Below are 18,618 nucleotides of genomic sequence, written 5' to 3'. Positions count from 1 at the left end.
ATGACCTCCCACCGATCCGCGGCACCGACACTGTCAGCCCGTCCGCGCGAGGCGATCGGCCAGCCGGTCGGGTTGCTGCAGCACGGCTACCGCCATTGGGAGCTGATGAGGCAGCGGACTGGTTCCGAGATCGTCCAGACGCTCCTCCTCAACGAACCCGTCACGGTGATCCGCGGCCCTGAGGCCGCGCAGTTCTTCTACGAGACACCCCACGCCGAACGATCGACGGCGCTCCCCACCTCGCTCGTCGGTGCGTTGTTCGGCATGGGGGCTGTCCACATGCTCGACGGCGACGCGCACCTGCATCGCAAGGCGGTGTTCAACCGACTGCTCGACGAGTACGCCAGCACGGAGGTCTGCGCCGGGATCGCGAAGAGATGGGACGACCGTGCGCCGCGGTGGCGGGGCTATGTGGATGTCTTCGACCAGATCGCCGAGATCCTGTTCGAGGCCGGCACCGCATGGGTTGGGCTGCCGGACTCGGGACCATATACGCGTGCACGGACCCACGACATGCTGGCCCTGGTCGATGGGTTCGGCGCGCCGTCGTCCCGTCAGCTCAGGGCCAGGGCGGCGCGGCGGCGTACGCAGTCGTGGGTCGAGTCATTCGTCCGGGATGCGCGACGAGCCGCAGCGGAAGCCCACACCCCGGCCGGCACGGTGGTCGCATACCGGGACGAGCATGGCAATCGTCTCGACGTCCACACCGCAGCGGTCGAGATCATCAACCTGATTCGCCCGCTCGTGGCGGTGTCGTGGCTGATCAGCGGCCTCGCGCTGAGGTGCGAGTCCGGGCGGCGCTGGGAGGACATCCTCCCCGAGTCCGTGTCGCCGATGGACCTGGCCCAAGAGGTACGTCGGACGTACCCGTTCGTCCCCTTCCTCGCGACCCGCGCCACCCAGGACCTGGTCCACCACGGTGCGGCGATCCCGGGCGGATCGCTGATCGTGCTCGACGCGTGGGGAACCAACCACGACCCGCGCATCTGGCAAGATCCGGACACGTTCGACCCTCGCCGCTTCCACACGACACCCGTCACCCCCTACAACCTCGTTCCGCAAGGTGGCGGCGACCGGCGCACGGGTCACCGCTGCCCCGGGGAGGACATGACCTTGGCGGTCCTGGTGACCCTCGTGCCGAGGCTCGCGGCCCTGCGCTACTCGTTCATCGGTGGCGAGCCCGGGCTGCGCCGGATGCCGCCGAAGCCTCGGCAGCGACTGCGCGTCGGGTGAGCGCTGCCTGAGCAGATTCGACGCGCTCGGCGGCGGCGATCGCCTCCCGCAGCAGCTCACGCAGTCGGCTGTCGATCTCGTCCTGGGTGGTCGCCGAAGCCATCAGCCCTCGCACCGCGCACCGAATCACCGTCGGTGCGGTGCGCTTGGCGAACTGCTTCTCGGTGGTCCTCGAGCCGGCCGCGAACTCGTGTGCCCACGCCATCGCGCCGGGGGCCCGCTCCGCGGCTCGATCAACGGCGTCGGCGGAAGCCAGCTCGCTGCACCGGATCAGACCCACAGCGAGGGCGCGCTGCGAGGGCTCCGGAACATTCGGGATGGCGTGCAACGCGACGGCGGAGGTCAACTCGACCATCCACTCCACGCTGCCGCCGCGGAGCCCGATCACGGACGGGATGAGCACCGCGAGCTCGCCGCGGTTCTGGTCGCTGGTGTTGTCGTTGACGAGCCTGGCGAGGTCGCCGAGCAACGGATGAGTGCAGCTCGGCCGGTCGCTCCACGGCTCATTCGCGAGCACTGACGCCATCTCCATGAAGCAGGCACCCTTACGAGCGGAGCGATGCTTGCCGCGGGACAGGACCGGCAGGCTGTCGGGAACGGGATGAGTAGCCATGATTTCTCCTCCAACTCCAGCATGCGCCGATCGGGTGCAACCAGCAAGGGCTCATTGCGCCGAGGCGTGAATCGCTGAGACGATAGGCGATGGGACGGGGACCTGTTGTGTGAAGGCCGCACGGAGGTTGGACCATGGCAAGGAAGCGCCGGAAGCTCGAGTACGAGGACCCGGTCACGCCAGTCGAGCTCGACAGTCGGCTGGGCGGAGACGCCGGTCGCCGGCTGCGGCAACGGATCGCGCAGTCCGCTCACGTCTCGATCGAGACTCCTTCCTGGATGCCGGTCGAGCAGGCGACCGGCTTCCTCGCCGAGGTGCTCGAGCTGTCGATCGACGAGGCGCGTCATGTCCTGGTCCAGGACGCCGCCGCACGCGGGCTCACGATGGCCGAGGCGGCTCAACGAATCCTCGGGCACGAGACCTGAGACCCGCCAGCCGTCAGCGCCAGAACTCTGCGAGCCGCTCGGCCTGGGCCTTGCCCTGGTCGTAGCCCGCCTGAGCAGCCGGCGGACGCAGCGACAGGTCCATCGCATTCGCGCCAAACATGTGCTCGGAGTCGCTTTCCGGGAAGAGCGTCTCGACCCTGCTGCCGTACGCACGTAGGTGGTCGACCTGCACGGCGAGCCGCGTGCCCCAGTCCAGCGGATGCAGCGTTCCCCCACCGAGCGGTGACAGCACCAGCACCCGCGCATGGCCGACTGCCAGGTCGGCGTTCTCGGCGTTGGCTCGATAGCCGCCGTCGAGGTATGGGGTGTCCCCGATCCTGTAGGGGAGGCCACCTCCGGCACAGCTCGCAGCGACGGCGTCCGCCAGATCGACCCCGCTGTGACGGTCGAGCACGACCGGTTCACCCGTACGTGCGTCGACCGCCGTGATGAGGACCGCACGCTTCGGCCAGGTCCGACCGGGCAGTCGCGACGCGACTGTGGTGCGCCACAGTGCCTGCCACGACCCGTCCGACGCCGCCTCCCGCTCGAGCGCCGCTGTACCCATCTTGCGGCGCATGTCGGCCACGTCGTCAGAGGAGGCGATGACTGTGCGGAATCTCTCGAGCTGGTCCGCCATCGGCCTTGCCGGGCGTTGGCCGGATCCGGCCGGACGAGTGCGTTGCTGCGGAACCCCGGCAACGGTGGCGGCAAACAGCTCGGTCGGAGTGGCGCCGGCTAGCTGGGCAGCAGCCGTCGAACCGGCGGACGTACCGATGGTCAGGTCTGCCGTGGTCACGTCCAGCCCGGCATCGAACAGGCCGGCGATGACGCCGATCAGCCAGGCGTTGCCGGTCGACCCGCCACCACCGAGCACCAGGGCTCGCTCGCCGGTCGTGGGGGTGAAATGCAGGGTGGGAAAAAGTGCTGTGTTCATCGGGTTGCCTTTCGCGAAGTGCATGTCAGGCGCTCCCCGTGGCGACTACCTCAGTCGCGAGATCGTGCACTGCAGGGGAGCACCCGTTTCGGAAACTGCGTTCATGGGGTCTCACCTCCTGCCAGTCGATGACGATCGCTGGGACTCTAACCCGTCGATGACGCGGCGCGCAATCGTGGGCCGGCATGCTCCCGGCGCAGTTCCGATGCGCGGGTCCAGTGTCCGGTGCGATGATTTCGACGTGGGAGTCCACGGCGACGTGCCGCTCGTGGGTCGCGAGCGCGAGCTGGCGATCCTGCGTGACGCGGTGCGCAGGGCAGCCGAGGGCGACCCCAGCGCGGTCCTCGTCGCGGGCGCCGCGGGCGTCGGAAAGAGTCGGCTGATCCGCGCTCTGCTTGACGATTCGGCCCACCCCGAAGGCCTGGTGCTGCGGGCGCAATGCGTCGATCTGGGCGATCCCGGCCCGCCCTACCTGGCCCTGATCGACCTGGTGCGCGGCCTTCAAGCGCTGGCCGGGACGGATCCCGACATCTCCTCCGTGCTCGACCGGCATCCGGTCGTGGCCGCCCTGACCGACCCGGACTCGGCGCGCGACGGGTCCGTCGACGAGTCACGGCGACTCCAGCTCTTCGACGCGGCGGCGGCGATCGTCGCTGGAGCCGGGCGCATCCGCGGTCCGGTCGTCGTAGCGATAGAGGACCTGCAGTGGGTGGACGCCTCTTCGGCAGAATTCCTGCGGTTCCTGCTCAGCCGCATGATCGACGCACGAGTCATGGTGGTGGCGACCGTACGGACCGATGGGCTGGCAGCACGTCCCCGGATCCGCCAGCTGCTCAACGAGGTCGGCCGCCTGCCTTCGGTCCAGCGCCTGGACCTCGACCCGTTCGACGAGAGCGAGGTCGCTGACTACCTCGCGCGAGTCGAGGGCGGCCCGGCGGACGCAGGAGTTGCCGACGAGGTGTTCCGTCGTACCGGTGGAAATCCCTACTATGTGCAGACGCTGGCTGCGTCCATAGGGCGTACGGGCAGGGTCGACGAGGGCGTCCCGCGAGCACTGGCGGATCTGCTGGTCGGCAGGCTGGACAGTCTCTCGGACGACGCGCAGACCGTCGTGCGATGCGCCGCAATCGTTGCCCACCCAGTGCCCGACCGAGTGCTGCGCCAGGTCGTCGGGCTGACCGACGCCGCCATCGACGAGGCGCTGCGGATCGCGGTGGCCGCAGGGGTGCTGACACCGGACGGCTCCGGCTACTCCTTTGCGCACGACCTGCTGCGCATGGCTGTCCACGACGATCTCCTGCCCGGCGTGCGCGCGAGGCTCCATGCGGCTCATGCCGCGGCACTCGAGTCGGGTGCTGCAGGTTCGGCATCTCCCGCCGAGGTCGCGTACCACTTCACGGAGGCGCAGGACGCACCGAAGACGCTCGTGTGGTCGCTCCGTGCCGCCGAGGAGGCCACCCGCGTCCTGGCCGCGAGCGAGGCGTTCCAACACCTCGAACGCGCCCTCGCCGAATGGCCGAATGTCGAAGACGCGGACGCGCTCGCCGGAGAGCCGGAAGGCCGGATCGCCGTACTCGCGGCACGTGCCGCCGGCCTTGCCGGCGAGCCGACTCGGGCCGTCGAGTGGGCCCGGCGAGCCGTCGAGCTCTGCGATCCCGGCGAAGACGCGACCGGCGCAGTGCAGGCACACGCGGAGCTCGGTCGTCAGCTGCTGGCGGTCGATGCCGGTGACCTGGCGGTGCGCTCTGCTGAGGAAGCCGTTCGCCTCGCCGACGTTGCTGACGTCGACGCGACCTCCGCAGCCCTTGCTCGCGTCATACTGGCCCGGGCCTTGATCTTGGCCCATCGCACCGATGACGCCCGCACGCACGTTGAGCGCGCTCTCGTCGAGGCGCAGGCTGCGCGATCGCCAGGTCTCGAGGTCGAAGCGCTCACGACTGCGGCGTTCCTCGCAGAGCTCGAGGGAGATCGTGACGTCGCGACCCAGCGGCTCGGGTCAGCCCTGCGGCTGGCCAGGTCAGAGCGCGATCTGGCAGCCGAGCTGCGGGCGCACTACGCGCTGGCGTCGCTGCACTACTACAACGGCGACATCGAGGGGTCGTTGCCCGTCCTCAAGGCTGCCGTTGCCAGGGCGACGGAAAGCGGCCTGCGGTGGAGCAGTCACGGCGTCGAGCTCAGGCTGCTGCACGCGATAGCGCTGTATCTGACGGGCGACCTCGCCGGCAGCCTGGACGCAGCAGAGGCGTTCGAGGGCAGGCCACCGGACGTCGCTGCCGCCAGGCTCGCAGCCGTGAGCTGCTATGCGGCCGTCGCCCGTGGGCTCGACGACGTTGAACGCCGGTTCGACCGGCTGCGCGAGAGCTGGGAGACCGATCCTCAGGTCGGGCTGGTGGCAGGTGGGTGCGAGTCCGACCACCTCGGGTGGCAGGGCGAGTTCACCGCTGCGGCCGCGATGGCCGAGCGCGCGCAGATCCATCTGGACTCGGTCGCGGGCGAGGGGATGTACGGCGGCCTGTGGCTGTCGGCGTTGGGGCTCGCCGCGCTGGCCGACGAGGCGGCGTACTGCCGGCAGCGCCGCGACGAGGCCGGGGTGGTCGCCGCGGTGGAGCGCGGCGAGATCCTCCGGCAGCGGGTCGCGCGAGTCGTCTCTGGCGGGCACGGTCGCCCCGGCGACCTGGGACCTGAAGGCCACGCCTGGCATGCCCGCGCCCTGGCTGAGCACGCCCGGTTGAACGGGGATCCGGCCGTCGAGCTCTGGCAACGCGCGCTGGACGCGTACGGCTTCGGTCACGTCTACGAGCAGGCCCGCTGCCATTGGCGGCTCGCCGAGGCCTGCATCGCTGCGGGTGACCGCGACGCTGCCCGCATCCATGCCGATGCCGCAGCCGTGGCGGCCGCGCAGATGCGGGCGGCCCCGCTCCAACGAGCGGTTGCGGCGACGGTGAGCGGAGCACGCCTGAGCGGCACCGCATCGGCGGGAGACGGGGTGCTGACCGAACGGGAACGGGAGGTCCTCGAGCTGGTGGCGGAAGGCCTGACGAACCGCGAGATCGGCGCGCGACTGTTCATCAGCGCGAAGACCGCCAGCGTGCACCTGAGCAACGTCATGGCGAAGCTGAATGCCGCCAGCCGCACCGAGGCGGTCACGGTGGCCCAGCGCCGCGGACTGCTGGACGTACTCGGACCGGATCGCTCCACCTCGTAGGCCTGTGAGGTCGAGAACTGCGCGAATTCCTCATCTCTGAGGCCTGTCCTTAGTTCCAGAGTCGACGTCATGCCGATCCGCACCGTGCGGAGGCGTCGAGGAGGAACGAGATGAGTACGTCATACACGCACGAGCAGCTGCCCGGCTTCAACCTGGCCGTCCAGCATCGACCCGCATTCGTGGTCGCAGCCAGCACCGCGAAAGACATCGCGGCAGCGATCCGCTACGCGAATGGCGAGGGCCTCAAGGTTGCGGTCCAGGCCACCGGGCACGGGGCGGCCGCGGTGTCCGAGGACACGGTGCTGGTCTCGACCAGCGGCATGCAGCGCGTCGAGATCGACCCCGTGATGCGGGTCGCGAGAGTCGAGGCGGGTGTCCGATGGCGGCAGGTGATCGACGCCGCCGTGCCCCACGGGCTCGCACCGCTGTCGGGTTCGTCCTCGGGTGTGGGCGTCGTCGGCTACACCCTCGGTGGCGGGATGGGACATCTCGCGCGGCGCCACGGCTTCGCGGCTGACCACGTTCGCTCGATCGAGCTGGTGACCGCCGACAGCGAGATCCGGACCGTGACGGCCGAGAGCGACCCCGACCTCTTCTGGGCCGTCCGCGGCGGTCAGAGTCGGTTCGGGATCGTCTCGGCCCTCGAGTTCGACCTGTTCCCGGTGCCCGAGTTCTTCGGCGGAGCCATGATCTTCGGCGCGGATGCGGTCGAGGACGTGCTGCACGCCTTCTCCGCGTGGGCACCGACCATGCCGGAGGAGGTCACGACGTCCGTCGCCCTGCTCCGGTTGCCGCCGTCCGACGACGTGCCGCCTCCCTTGCGTGGGGTGGTCAGTCTGGCGCTGCGCTTCGGCTATGCCGGCCCTGCCGACCGCGGTGAAGCCCTGCTGGCGCCGATGCGGACGGTCGCAGTCCCGCTGCTCGACTCCGTCGGCCCCATGTCGTACGCCGCGGTGGACCGTATCCACATGGATCCCACCGAGCCGATGCCGGCAGTCGTGCGAGGTGGCCTCCTGCGTTCGATGCCCGCCGACCTGATCGACACGCTGCTTGCGGTGGCCGGTCCGGAGGTCGACGTGCCGCTGGCCGTGGTCGAGCTGCGGCTGATGGGCGGGGCGCTCGGCCGACCCGCGGCGGCCCCGAATGCCGTGGCAGGCCGCGACGGCGCGTACTCCTTGTCCGTGATCGCGCCCGCGCCGCCGCCGCTCGCCGCCATCGCACCTGCTGCGACGGCTGCCGTGATCGACGCGCTGGAACCGTGGTCGACGGGTTCGTCGCTCGTCAACTTCGCCGGCCACGCCAGGGAGGCGAGCTCCCTGTGGACGCCCGACGCTCTCGAACGACTGCGTCGCGTCAAGGCGTCGGCCGATCCCCGGGACCTCTTCGGCGGGCTCACGAGCCCCGCACGAGTCTCGGTGGGTGCGCGATGAGCCGCGCGGTCGTGGTCGTCGAACCGGGGCAGGGTCAACGCGTCGGCAACGTGGAGTTCCTCGCGCGTACGACGGACACGCCGTTCTTCAACCTGGCGATCATCACGCTCAGGCCCGGCCAAGGCGTCGAGGGTCACCGGCACAAGGAGGAGGACGACTCCTTCCTGGTGCTCGCCGGCACGCTGTCCGTGACCGTCGGCGACGACCTCCGGCAGCTGCAGGCAGGGCCTGGCACGTTCGTGCTCGTGCCGTCGGGCACGCTCCACGCCCTCGCCAACTCCGGACCTGGCGACGTGCGGTTCCTCAACGTCCATGCACCCGGCGGGTTCGACCGGCGCATCGGGCTCGGGCGGCGGTCGGAGAAGGCAGGAGCATCGGCGTAGTGCCGTCGCCACGCACGAGACCCCCGACTTCGCTGGAATCCCAGCGGAGTCGGGGGTCCGTCGTGCTAGAAAGAACTCACCGCCCCGTCAGCTCGGGCATCCCGGGAAGCCGCCCTGGTTCGCGTTGAGCGCCGTCCGGTACTCCGGCGCGACACCCGCGGCACAGATCACGTCACGTGCAGGTTGAGGCCAGTTGGTCCCACTCACCTTCACGTTGTTGATCAGCTTGTTGTTGTGCGCCGCCGCATTGGGGGCGGAGATTCCGCCGGAGTTGTACCAGTTGTTCTGGATGACGTTGTCGCTCGTGTTGTTGCGGAGGCTGTACGCGTTGGTGAAGACGAACGAGCCACCCTGCACCACATTGTTCTCCCAGGTCATCCCCCGCGAGCCCTCATCGAGATACAGGCCGACACCGGAGATGTTGAACAGGTAGTTCTTCGCAAAGACAGCCCCGGGGTTGGCCGACAGGTTGTAGATCGACCCTCCGTCGGCGAAGCGCGCCTTGGTGTCGTGGACGAGGTTGCCCTCCAACCGGGTGTTCTTCAGCGTGGTCGGCGTCGTGTAGAGCGTGTTCCACTTGTAGTAGCCGCGGTCGACGTAGTCGTTGGATCCGCCCGCATCGTTGATGCCCCAGCCGTACCCCGTGTCGATGCCGTCGTAGGGCACGTGCGAGACCTCGTTGTGCGGGATGCGCGCGTTCGTCACGTACGTGCTGAGGATTCCACTGTTGTCCTTGTAGTCCACCGCGACCCGGTCAACCGTGTTGTTCTCGAGCAGGATGTCCTCGTTGGTCATCCGCGGATCACTGGGGTGATGGGCATCCGGCAGCACGCCGCCGACGACGATGCCGTGTCCGCTGTCCTCCATGAAGCGGTTGCCGACCACGTCGATGTCGCTCGCACCCCATCCGACTCCGGTCACCGTGGCGTTGGCGTCGTTCCCGATGCCGAGGGCCGACTGACCAAGGTTGGTGAAGGTGTTCTCGGTGAAAGAGATTCGGCTGGCCGCCGAGACCTGGACGGCCGCGGGCTCCTGGGACCAGCTGGTGCGGGCACGCTCGAACATCTCGCACCCTCGGGAGCAGCTGCTGAAGGCGTCGGCCGGACGGTAGTCGTACGCGTCCTTGATGAAGGCGCCGTTCTGCTGGACGGCGTAGCCATAGGTCGACGGTCCGAGCCAGGAGGTGCCGGAGAACTGGATCCCCTTGAACGCGAGCCCCTCAACGGGCTGGTCGTACGTGCCGCCGATGCTGATCAGCGACTCCAACCGAGGCAGCTCGATGTCGAGACCGTTGGGATCGACGCCGTCAGCGGGCTTGTAGTAGAGCTTGCCCTCGTCCGGGTCGATGTACCACTGGCCCGCTTTGGTGAGGAAGCTGAGCGAGTTGTCGAGGTACCAGCTGGGGCCCGCCAGGAAGGAGTTCTGGACCGTGTCCCAGCCCCAGGTGTTGTTGTCCCACGCAGGCTGCGCCATCGTGATCTCGGTTTCGCTGATGCTCTTCACGGGCGAGTAGCGGTTGGTGAAGTCTCCCAGCGATTCGAACTCGATCCGTCCCTGATCAGGGAGCGACGCGAGATAGCTCAGGGCTGGGTTCTTGATCGTGAGGCCCTTCGCGGTCGGTGTGACGTCCGCATTCGCCAGGCGAATGGCAGCGCGCGGGGCGATCGCACCGTCAACGTACAGCTGCCGGGTATCGAGCCCTTGAGGCGTGTCCGCGACCCAGAGGCCGTCGCCGGCGTCCGACTTCGACCACCCGGAGACCTTTGAGGCCCCCGTGATGACCGGGTGGGCGCCTGGCGCAGCCGTCCACTCGACCGTGTGCTCACCGCCGCCGTCGGCCGCGTCGAACGTCAACGGGTCGGACAGGCGGTAGGTGCCATCGGCAAGCTGGACGGTCACATCGCCACGCTTGGCGGCGGGGCGCACCACGTGCTGGGCGCGCTCGAGGGAACACGGCAGGGACTGGCTACAGTGTCCCCCGTCCTTCCCGTCCGGTGACGCGTAGTAGATCGTCGCCGGATCGGCTTGTGCACGGATCGGGACGAGCGCCGACACGAGGACAATGCCTGTGCCGAGCAACGCAAGAGCTGCCGACTTGCGCCCTCGTCCCATCAAGTTCCGCGATTCTGACGTCAACATCATTGGTCGATCGCTTTCTCTCATCGTGGGCATCGATGCCCCCCGCAGACAGATTTATCATACGTATGATGTTTGTCACAAGGAAACGTGTGATGTTTCCTTTGCAGCCGACTCCTCTTCGCCGCGCGAATGAAAAGGCCTTGGGCGCGCATGAAAAAGCCCCGGCTCTGCCTGGCGCAACCAGTCACAACCGGGGTCTTCATCGTGCGGTGGCGGTGGGATTTGAACTCGAAAATCGGCCTTTTGCGACCTCGCGCGACTCACGAAATCACTGCCATTCCAATGAATTCGCATCACGGTGATGTGTCCGAATCCCGCTAGATCACAACAAAGTGTGCCCAAAATGTGCCCACGATGTAACCCAAAGGCAGCCCTTGGCGTCCCACGATCGCAGCAGTCGTCTCGCCGACCGCGCTTCGATCTGCAATCTAAGGGGCCGCATTTCGAATGCGACCACATAGCGCCGGCATCGCGGCACAGCTCGCTATGAATAGTTTTGAAAATCGAATCCGATCGCTGTGGCCCAGAACGCCGGCTTGCCTGATGCCTCGAGCATCGCGATGCACCCGTCGGCGAGCCTGGCTCCGCGCAGCCTCACGGCCTCCTCGCCCGGAAGGTCGTGATGCCTGACCTTCTTGCGCCTCACAACATCGAAGCTCTCATCACCGGCGGCCTGCGAATTGCATTTCCCCATGCGTGATGCATCCAGGTTGGCCGCATTCATTGCGTGTCGTCTCGACCCGCACCGACTACTGGGCCGCCGAGACAATCGCGGCGGTGTCTTTGTAGTAGTGGTCCAAGCGCGACGCGCCGCGGTCGGAAAACGTGAACAACGAGAGAACCGGCATCTCAACCACGCGGCCGCTGTCCTTGACCACGCCCCGAAGTCCCCCTTCGATAAGTACGCGCTCGTCATCGATCTTGTGCCACTTCGTCTCGTCGTAGACCACCTCGAACTCCTGCCAGGTCTCAGTGACCACGTCGAAGAGCTCACGGAACCCGTCGTGACCACGCCACGTACCGCCGTGCGGCAACGAATCGGGAACCTGGACGACGACGTCAGGATCGAGCTCCTTGAGCATGATCGTGATGTCCCGTGCTTCCGGCGCTGCGCGGCAGAACTCGTTCTCGGCATCGAAGAAACGCTGGATGCTTGCCAGCGGGTCGAAGTCCGTCACGATACCGCCTGCTTTCGCTCGTTTTGGTGGGCATTTTCACTATCCATCGCACGCGTCGAATAGTCAACGCTGGCAACGACGCTATGAGGTCGTCAGCCCTGCCGAGCCAGGCCGGCGGAAGTTGCGACCGACTCCGAGGTTCCGTCCCATACGGCGTTGAACCGGTCGAGGAACTCCATGCGTCCGCGGTCCAACGGATCCGCGACGTGCGTTTTGAGATCCCACACCAAAGTGCTCGGGAGGTCCGGATCGTAGGTGAGCCAGGTCGGCACACCCTCTCCATTGGGATCACCCGTCCGCGCGAAGTTGATCCACGCCGTCGAGATCTGTTGGGAGAGCTCGCGATCGGCGTCGCTCCACGGCCACTCGTCCCGACTGGGAGCGTCCAAGGTTCGGAAGATGTATGGGATCTCCGCGAGGTGGAATGCGCCTGCGTACTCCTTCTCGACGTAGCCTTCAGGAATGGCGGGAGCACGGTCGAACCAGTAGTGCCACACGGGCGCCGAGCCGGTCTGGTGTTGCAGGTGGGTGGCCGTGCGGTTGGACCACACGAACGTTCGATCAGCGTCCAGCGTGGCGGAGGCCCGCTCGACTTCACCATCAGTCTTTGCTGGATAGAGTACGAACGCCTCCTCCGCATACGAGCCGAACTCGTCAGCGAGGAACCGCCGGTAGTCCGACAAGGACGTCAGATAGGGCAGTGGGCAGGATTCGTTGCTCGTGTTGCCGATGATGATGGGGACATCCAGCTGATCACCAGTGCGATGGACGTCAATCGGGCTTCGCGGCAGGACGTACCCGTCGATCACCGGGTAGCCGCTGTCGAACACATGGGTGCTCACCTCCGCTCCCGGCAGGATCTTGAACCGCCAGTCTCCGACCGCGCGAGGCAGCTGGACCGACTCGATCACCTCGGCCGGCACGCGACGCAGATCAGCAAGAGAGTTCACGCCCAGCGCATCAGTGAGCTCTCGCCCTGCCCGTTCGCCTGCCTCAAGTGTCGACGGCCCGAGCGCATGGCCCGGCCCGTTCAGCACAGGTCCGATCCCCGGGGCACTCTGGGCGATCGCTCGGTGGAACAGGCCCGCGGCCGAGGGCATCGCCCGGAGGTTGTGCACGCTGTTGCCGCCAGCAGACGCCCCGAACACCGTGACATTGTCGCGGTTTCCCCCGAACTGCTCGATGTTGCGCTGGATCCAGCCCAACGCTGCAACGATGTCCATCAAGCCGTAGTTACCCGATCCCCCGTGCTCGGACTCCTCAGAGAGCCAAGGATGCGCAAGGAAGCCGAAACGATTGAGCCGATGGTTAACGGTGACGAGTGTGATGCCTTCTCGAGCGAATCCGGTGCCGCTGTAGAGCGCACTGTTGCCGGAGCCGAACTGATACGCACCGGGATGCAGCCACACCATGACCGGACGGTCTGCCGCCCCACCCGACGCGCCTGTCCAGATGTTCAGGTACAGGCAGTCCTCGTCGAATTCGGTGTCGGCCTGAATCGCCGCATAGATCGAATTGTCGGGAAGGAGCCCCTGCCGAGCAGCCGCGCGGAACTGCGTTGCCTCGCGCACGCCTGACCACTCCGGAGCCGGCTGCGGCGCGCGCCACCGAAGGTCAGCCACGGGCGGCGCGGCGTACGGAACTCCAAGGAAGGACCTGACACTGCCGTCTGCCCCGGTAAGACCCCGCAATCCACCCGACTCGACGGTGACGAAGTCGTGCATCGTGGGCACCTCCGTCACACACCGACCGAGGGCATCGAGGCGTTCGCCTGCACCTGGCGGAACGCGTCGGTGTTCCCCTCGACCCACATGATCGTCATCAGCATGCGGTGGATCTTCCAACCGTCCGGCGTTCGGCCCAGCGTGTACTCGTAATAGCCGACCTCGCGCTGGAGCCGCTCGTCGTGGTCCGCAGAGAGATAGTGAGTGGCGTTCAGTGTGGCCACACACGTCGCGACGTCGCCCGAGACCATGACCTGGTGGTTCGCGCTGATGTGCTGCGAGCCCTCGATCTGAGCATAGATCCGAGTGGCGACGGCCAGCAGCTCTTCGCGCTTCAATCGGACCCATCCACCCGTGACCGGCAGGCTGATCTCGATCTCGTCAGCGATGCACGACCCGTACTGGTCCCACCGCTCGTGATCGATGCCGGACGCGAATCTGTTCGCCACGTCGATGATGTCCGCGCGATCGGTGAGCAATTGGATCGCCTCGGCAGGATCCGACACGGTGCCTCCTCAGGCCGTCCGACGACCGGTCTTACAGGTCGATATGGGCGTCAGCCTAGAAGTGTTTCGACGCAAACTTCAACTATTTATCAATATTGTTAAACAGCGCAGAATCCTGGCGGCCTCCCCTTGACGAGGCCTCTTCTGACATATAGGTCTGATATTCAACGTTATGATCACCAGGAGCGCATATGACTACCGCCACCCCCAGCTCACCGGCACGCCGACCAATCGACGTCCTGCACAGCTTCTACGAGACGGAGCAGCGGTATGTAGCAGCCGGCGGCGCACCCGCAGGGGCGGACTTCACCGAGCTCGGCTCACACCTCCACCCCGACATCGTGGCCCGTCAGGGCCCGACCGTCCCGTGGCCGGGCGAATGGCACGGAGCCGCCGGTATGGAGCGACTTTTCGCGGAGTTCACCGAAACCTGGTCGTCGCTCCAGCTAACCGACATCAAGCACTTCGAGGGCGAGGACGGCGTCGCGATCTACATGCGGATGCGCGCCACGGCACGCAGCACGGGCAAGCTGCTCGACACCCGCGTGGGGCACTTCATGATGTTCCGCGACGGGCTGATCAGCGAGATCAACGTCTTCTACCTCGACCCCGTCGAGGTCATGAGGGTGACGATGCAGGACGCGTGACGTCCGCGTCCCGGCGGCCCTGAACTAGGGCGACGCAGAGGAGCCCGGCGGTCACTGACCGTCGGGCTCCTCGCTACGCGGGAACCTCTCACACGGCGGGCGCCACCGCGTAGCTCGCCTCAGCCAGCTGGTCGGCGCTTACCGTGCGTGCGTCGGTGAACTCGGTGGCAATCGTCCCGTTGCTCAGCACGAGCACGCGGTGCGCATGAGCGGCCACCTCCTCGAAGTCAGTACTGATCAGCACCACCGCGGTGCCGGCCTGCGCTGCCTCGTTGATCAGGTCGTACAGCACCGCCCGAGAGCCGATGTCGACGCCGGCGGTCGGATCCTCCAGGACTGCGACCTCGGGCCGGTCCGCGAGAGCCCGGGCGAAGACGACCTTCTGCTGGTTGCCGCCGCTGAGGTCCGCGATGTCGCGGTCGGCCTGGTCTCGCGGGACGACGCCGAACTTGTCGCACGTCTGCAGGACCGCGCTGGTCTCCCGCTTGGGGCTCCGGAAGCCAATTCGTGACCACGCCCCGAACTCACGACGCGTCGGCAGCAGGTTCTCCCTGAGTGCAAGACCTGTGACGATCCCCTCGCGCACCCGGTCGCCTGGTACGACGGCACAGCCGCGGCGGCTCATCGCCTCGGGGCTCCCGAGCGGAAGGGGCTCCCCGGAGAGCTCAGCGGACCCTCCGGTGACGTGGCGGGCGCCCGCGAGCGTCTGCGCGAGCTCACGAGTGCCGCTACCCACGAGCCCGCAGATTCCGAGGATCTCACCAGCCCGCACCTCGAACGAGATAGGCTGCGGCAGCTCGTGGGTCGTCAGCTGGCGGACCACCAAGTGCGCTGGATCGCTCTCGCTCCACGAACGGTCCAGCTGCGCCGTCGACAACGATTGCGCGGCCAGCGCCTCGGAGCCAACGATGTGCTTGACCAGTGCCTCATGCGTCAGGTCGGCCATCGAGGTGGTGCACACCAGCTTGCCGTTACGCAGGACCGTCACCCGGTCTACGAGGTCGGTCAGCTCGTCCAGGCGATGCGTGACGTAGACGAAGGCCACCCCGCCGCCGCGCATGGTCCGGAGCGATCGCGACAGGCGTTCCACCTCCGGCTTGGGCAGACTGGCACTGACCTCGTCCAGGATCACGATGCTGGGGTTCAACGCGAGAGCCCGCGCGACGGCACACAGGACCTGCTCGTCGCGGGACAATGTGTTGACCAGCCGGTCGGGAGAGAAGTCCGCGCCTACCGACTCGAGCACCTTCGCCACCTTCACCGAGGTGGCACGGGCGCTGACCAGCCCTCGTCGCTTCTCGAAGCCGAGCTGCAGAGCGATGTTGTCGGCGACGCTGATGTCTTCCACCAGCCCGAGGTCCTGGTGCACGAACGCGATCCCGGCTGCCTTGGCATCATCGGGGCCGTGGCCCGCAGGCAGCGGCTCGCCATGCACCTCGATCGTGCCGGAGTCGAGGCTGTAGACGCCCGCAAGGATCTTGATGAGCGTCGACTTGCCGGCGCCGTTCGCGCCCAGGAGAGCGTGGATCTCCCCCGGCCGGACGTCGAACGAGACGTTCTCAAGAACCTCGCTGTGCCCGAAGCACTTGGTCAGGTGGGAGAACCTCAGGGCCGGGTGCTCGTCGATCCGCCCAGTGTCTGTCACGCTCATGCGTTGCCTTCCTTAGTCGGTGCCGACCCCATCGGACGAAACCCGTTTCTGCGTCGGTCCGACCCGGTGTGCCTGCGGTTCAGGCCGCCACCCGGCGGCGGCGTGCGATGGTTGAGATGACAAGCGCGATCAGCAAAGCCGCACCGTTGAACAGGTCCTGCACGTAGCTCTCCGCGCCCAGTTGCTGAAGACCGGTGATGCCAACGCCTATGACGTAAACGGCAATCACGGTGCCGGCGACGTTGTAGCGCCCAGGCCGGAAGCAGGTCGCGCCCAGGAAGGACGCGGCGAATGCCGGCAGCAGTGACCCGAGGCCGATCACCGGCGACGAGCCGCCCAAGCTCATCATCGAGATGCATCCCGCCAGCGCACATAGGAAGCCGGCGATGACGAAGCTCTGGCGGATCTGGCGGTCGGCCGCGATGCCCGAAAGGCGAGCGGCAACCGGATTCGCGCCAACGGCGTATGAGCGACGCCCCCACACGGTCAATTCGAGCAGGACGTACAGCAGGATCGCGACGATCGCGAGATAGACGAACGGCAGGGGGATGCCGGCCACCCGGGTGCGACCGAGGTCGAAGAACCAAGCCGCGGCGGGGCCTGTGATGACTTGGTTCGACGTCAGCCACTCCGTGAGACCGAGGACCACCATGCCGACGCCGAGCGTGGTGGTGAACGATGGCAGCCCGAGCCGAGTGATGAGCTGTCCGTTGATCGTTCCGATCACCAAGCCGACCACAAGGACCACCACGAGTGCCAGCAGCGGAGGCCACTGCTCCCTGATCACCAGCACGGCACACAAACTCTGCGCGAGTCCGAGCTGGAATCCCGTGGAAAGATCGAACTGTCCGGCGACGAGCGGGACCACTACCGCCAAAGCCAGCAGTCCCGTCGTCGCCTGCACGGACAGAATCGTCTGGAGGTTCGACGTCGTGGCGAACACGTCAGGGTTCTTCAGGCTGAACCCCACCCACAGCACGACCAGGACGCCGACGAGCGCGAATCGGGACGTGAAGTCGGAGAGTCTCTCGCTGGTCAGCCCACGCCTCGAGGGGCTACGGCTCTCGTTGCTCATCTCTGCCGGTTCGGCCGAGACCATATCGTCATGATCGACGCTGATTGGCGATTCGGCTTCCAGTTGCATGCGCTTGCTCACTTCTGACCCCACAACTTCTTGAACATTGGCTCGTAGTCGACCTCGGTGTCCCAGCCCACCTTGTACACGGAAGCGGGGGCATCACCGATCGTCTCGGAGGACCAGATGCGCTGCGGGACGGGCCAGAACTTCTTTTCCAGCGGCTCGCCCGCCATCAGACGGCCGAGGCTGTCGACGGCAAGCCAACCCGAGTACGGTGTGGCACTCGCCAGCTCCGCGGCCATTTCGCCAGTCTTGAGCTGGGTCATCTGGTCGGGGTAGCCGGTCATGGAGAGGAGCTTGACGCTCGAAGACTTTCCAGCCACCTGGATACCCTGCTGCATGAAGCTGACGCAGCAGTCGTCCGATCCCCAGATGTAGTCGATGCTCGGGTCCTTCTGAAGCTGCGACGTGACGAGGGGTGTGAGGCTCGTTCCCATGGTCTGCACGGAGACATTGACCTTTTTGACCTTGCAGCCCGAGCAGTCGGCCTTGATATTGTCGACGATCGACTTGGCTCGCGCCTGGACTGCTGAGAATCCCGGGAAGTCGAGCACGACGACGTTGGCCTTGCCGTCGGAATCAGCCTTGATCCAGTCCGCAACATCCTTTCCGCCCGGAATCGGGTCAGTCGCAACGTAGGCGCCGATTCCGTCGACATCCTTGTCACCGGGGGGCTGCTGCGTGAGCACGAACGGTATGCCCTTCGCCTTCACTGCTGCCATGGCCTCGGTATAGAGGTTGGGATCCGCCGAGACGGCGATGATCCCATCGATACCCGAGTCGGCGGCTTGCTTCACTACCTGATTCCAGGTGGTGGGATCCAACTTCCCATCGGCCATCTTGACCGTCCATCCCAGCGACTCTGCAACTTGCTTCTCGACCTTTGCCTCGTTGACACAACCCTGGCCAGAGCTGCCGCAGGGCATGATGAGGATCTTCTTGCCGGTCGGCGGAGTGAACGGCTTCGTGGGCGCGTCAAGTGTGTTGACCGGCTTCATAGCGTCGGTCACTACCGCTGAGTCACCGCCAGCTGAACCGCTCGCGCCTGTGTCCCCGGAGTCGCTCGTGCCCCCGGAGCACGCGGACACGACCAGGATCGATACGGTCGCGAGCGCCCCCCAGAGTGTCACGCCACGTCGGCCCCCGATACGCCTGTCTCGCTGCAAAACCTTCACCCTCGTGCCTCCATGTCGTTCAGGGACAACAACCACGGCGCTGATCACCGTGATCGAATACATTGGTCGGAAATTTGACCTTCCTGTCAAAAGTACGACCGTCCGACCCGTGTGTCAACGGTCACATTGAGGTGTTCTGCATGGCCGAACGTCTGCGTTTGGAGGAGGAAGCAGGGGTTGACAACACCGCAAAGATGCAGGCTCCCAAGGACGCCGTCCGGGCTCGATGGGACC

At 66.6% G+C, this 18,618-nt stretch carries 16 protein-coding genes; 6 read left to right on the top strand and 10 right to left on the bottom strand.

The features are described 5' to 3' along the window. The gene (locus AC1DVU_RS05820) at window positions 1-1,233 is read left to right on the top strand and encodes a cytochrome P450 (RefSeq protein ID WP_476921471.1); all 1,233 of its coding nucleotides are present in this window, start codon (window positions 1-3) and stop codon (window positions 1,231-1,233) included. Here AC1DVU_RS05820 and AC1DVU_RS05815 read toward each other — a convergent pair. Continuing rightward, entirely contained in the window at window positions 1,166-1,846 is a 681-nt protein-coding gene (locus AC1DVU_RS05815; protein WP_476921470.1) for a hypothetical protein, read from the bottom strand. The two genes, AC1DVU_RS05820 and AC1DVU_RS05815, sit on opposite strands and share 68 nt — an antisense overlap. 134 nt (window positions 1,847-1,980) lie before the next feature. Between AC1DVU_RS05815 and AC1DVU_RS05810 the strand changes: the two genes are divergently transcribed. Then, window positions 1,981-2,271: an ANTAR domain-containing protein gene (locus AC1DVU_RS05810; RefSeq protein ID WP_476921469.1), complete on the top strand. Its 291-nt coding sequence runs from the start codon at window positions 1,981-1,983 to the stop codon at window positions 2,269-2,271. 13 nt (window positions 2,272-2,284) lie between these two features. Here AC1DVU_RS05810 and AC1DVU_RS05805 read toward each other — a convergent pair whose 3' ends face one another. Continuing rightward, window positions 2,285-3,208 (bottom strand): patatin-like phospholipase family protein, encoded by a 924-nt coding sequence (locus AC1DVU_RS05805; protein WP_476921468.1) that lies wholly within the window; start codon window positions 3,206-3,208, stop codon window positions 2,285-2,287. Window positions 3,209-3,449: 241 nt separating this feature from the next. Here AC1DVU_RS05805 and AC1DVU_RS05800 point away from each other — a divergent pair, with 241 nt between their 5' ends. From AC1DVU_RS05800 to AC1DVU_RS05790, 3 genes are all read left to right on the top strand, one after another. Next, entirely contained in the window at window positions 3,450-6,413 is a 2,964-nt protein-coding gene (locus AC1DVU_RS05800) for a helix-turn-helix transcriptional regulator (protein ID WP_476921467.1), read from the top strand. Window positions 6,414-6,523: 110 nt separating this feature from the next. Beyond that, window positions 6,524-7,843 carry an FAD-binding oxidoreductase gene (locus AC1DVU_RS05795; RefSeq protein WP_476921466.1) on the top strand — a complete coding sequence of 440 codons (1,320 nt, stop codon included), beginning with the start codon at window positions 6,524-6,526 and terminating at the stop codon, window positions 7,841-7,843. Then, the gene (locus AC1DVU_RS05790) at window positions 7,840-8,226 is read left to right on the top strand and encodes a cupin domain-containing protein (RefSeq protein WP_476921465.1); all 387 of its coding nucleotides are present in this window, start codon (window positions 7,840-7,842) and stop codon (window positions 8,224-8,226) included. The genes AC1DVU_RS05795 and AC1DVU_RS05790 overlap by 4 nt, the downstream gene beginning before the upstream one ends. A gap of 87 nt (window positions 8,227-8,313) precedes the next feature. On the opposite strand, the gene AC1DVU_RS05785 is transcribed toward AC1DVU_RS05790, so the two are convergent. The 5 genes from AC1DVU_RS05785 to AC1DVU_RS05765 form a co-directional block, all read right to left on the bottom strand. Then, on the bottom strand, window positions 8,314-10,338 hold the full coding sequence (locus AC1DVU_RS05785; RefSeq protein ID WP_476921464.1) for a right-handed parallel beta-helix repeat-containing protein: 2,025 nt from the start codon (window positions 10,336-10,338) through the stop codon (window positions 8,314-8,316). A 511-nt stretch (window positions 10,339-10,849) separates the two neighbouring features. Continuing rightward, window positions 10,850-11,089: a hypothetical protein gene (locus tag AC1DVU_RS05780; protein ID WP_476921463.1), complete on the bottom strand. Its 240-nt coding sequence runs from the start codon at window positions 11,087-11,089 to the stop codon at window positions 10,850-10,852. 25 nt (window positions 11,090-11,114) lie between these two features. Beyond that, window positions 11,115-11,543 (bottom strand): nuclear transport factor 2 family protein, encoded by a 429-nt coding sequence (locus tag AC1DVU_RS05775; RefSeq protein ID WP_476921462.1) that lies wholly within the window; start codon window positions 11,541-11,543, stop codon window positions 11,115-11,117. Between the two features lie 92 nt (window positions 11,544-11,635). After that, complete coding sequence (locus tag AC1DVU_RS05770; RefSeq protein ID WP_476921461.1) at window positions 11,636-13,267, bottom strand: carboxylesterase/lipase family protein; 1,632 nt, start codon at window positions 13,265-13,267, stop codon at window positions 11,636-11,638. Between the two features lie 14 nt (window positions 13,268-13,281). After that, on the bottom strand, window positions 13,282-13,773 hold the full coding sequence (locus tag AC1DVU_RS05765; protein WP_476921460.1) for a nuclear transport factor 2 family protein: 492 nt from the start codon (window positions 13,771-13,773) through the stop codon (window positions 13,282-13,284). Between the two features lie 191 nt (window positions 13,774-13,964). Between AC1DVU_RS05765 and AC1DVU_RS05760 the strand changes: the two genes are divergently transcribed. Further along, window positions 13,965-14,420 carry a nuclear transport factor 2 family protein gene (locus AC1DVU_RS05760; RefSeq protein WP_476921459.1) on the top strand — a complete coding sequence of 152 codons (456 nt, stop codon included), beginning with the start codon at window positions 13,965-13,967 and terminating at the stop codon, window positions 14,418-14,420. A gap of 88 nt (window positions 14,421-14,508) precedes the next feature. Here AC1DVU_RS05760 and AC1DVU_RS05755 read toward each other — a convergent pair whose 3' ends face one another. From AC1DVU_RS05755 to AC1DVU_RS05745, 3 genes are all read right to left on the bottom strand, one after another. Further along, complete coding sequence (locus AC1DVU_RS05755) at window positions 14,509-16,071, bottom strand: sugar ABC transporter ATP-binding protein (RefSeq protein ID WP_476921458.1); 1,563 nt, start codon at window positions 16,069-16,071, stop codon at window positions 14,509-14,511. A gap of 79 nt (window positions 16,072-16,150) precedes the next feature. After that, entirely contained in the window at window positions 16,151-17,227 is a 1,077-nt protein-coding gene (locus AC1DVU_RS05750) for an ABC transporter permease (protein WP_476921457.1), read from the bottom strand. Beyond that, window positions 17,224-18,207 (bottom strand): sugar ABC transporter substrate-binding protein, encoded by a 984-nt coding sequence (locus AC1DVU_RS05745; protein WP_476921456.1) that lies wholly within the window; start codon window positions 18,205-18,207, stop codon window positions 17,224-17,226. Before AC1DVU_RS05745 ends, AC1DVU_RS05750 begins: the two co-directional genes overlap by 4 nt. Window positions 18,208-18,618: the final 411 nt, after the last annotated feature.

This window comes from Aeromicrobium sp. P2_G6 (genome assembly GCF_056403535.1).
This window is presented reverse-complemented; position numbering and strand designations above follow the sequence as displayed.

Bases quoted from the DNA above. Each gene is read 5' to 3' on its own strand.
- AC1DVU_RS05805 (WP_476921468.1), bottom strand. From the start codon at position 3,208: ATGAACACAGCACTTTTTCCCACCCTGCATTTCACCCCCACGACCGGC.
- AC1DVU_RS05770 (WP_476921461.1), bottom strand. From the start codon at position 13,267: ATGCACGACTTCGTCACCGTCGAGTCGGGTGGATTGCGGGGTCTTACC.
- AC1DVU_RS05785 (WP_476921464.1), bottom strand. From the start codon at position 10,338: ATGGGACGAGGGCGCAAGTCGGCAGCTCTTGCGTTGCTCGGCACAGGC.
- AC1DVU_RS05780 (WP_476921463.1), bottom strand. From the start codon at position 11,089: ATGAATGCGGCCAACCTGGATGCATCACGCATGGGGAAATGCAATTCG.
- AC1DVU_RS05815 (WP_476921470.1), bottom strand. From the start codon at position 1,846: ATGGCTACTCATCCCGTTCCCGACAGCCTGCCGGTCCTGTCCCGCGGC.
- AC1DVU_RS05755 (WP_476921458.1), bottom strand. From the start codon at position 16,071: ATGAGCGTGACAGACACTGGGCGGATCGACGAGCACCCGGCCCTGAGG.
- AC1DVU_RS05760 (WP_476921459.1), top strand. From the start codon at position 13,965: ATGACTACCGCCACCCCCAGCTCACCGGCACGCCGACCAATCGACGTC.
- AC1DVU_RS05795 (WP_476921466.1), top strand. From the start codon at position 6,524: ATGAGTACGTCATACACGCACGAGCAGCTGCCCGGCTTCAACCTGGCC.
- AC1DVU_RS05810 (WP_476921469.1), top strand. From the start codon at position 1,981: ATGGCAAGGAAGCGCCGGAAGCTCGAGTACGAGGACCCGGTCACGCCA.
- AC1DVU_RS05820 (WP_476921471.1), top strand. From the start codon at position 1: ATGACCTCCCACCGATCCGCGGCACCGACACTGTCAGCCCGTCCGCGC.
- AC1DVU_RS05745 (WP_476921456.1), bottom strand. From the start codon at position 18,207: ATGAAGCCGGTCAACACACTTGACGCGCCCACGAAGCCGTTCACTCCG.
- AC1DVU_RS05790 (WP_476921465.1), top strand. From the start codon at position 7,840: ATGAGCCGCGCGGTCGTGGTCGTCGAACCGGGGCAGGGTCAACGCGTC.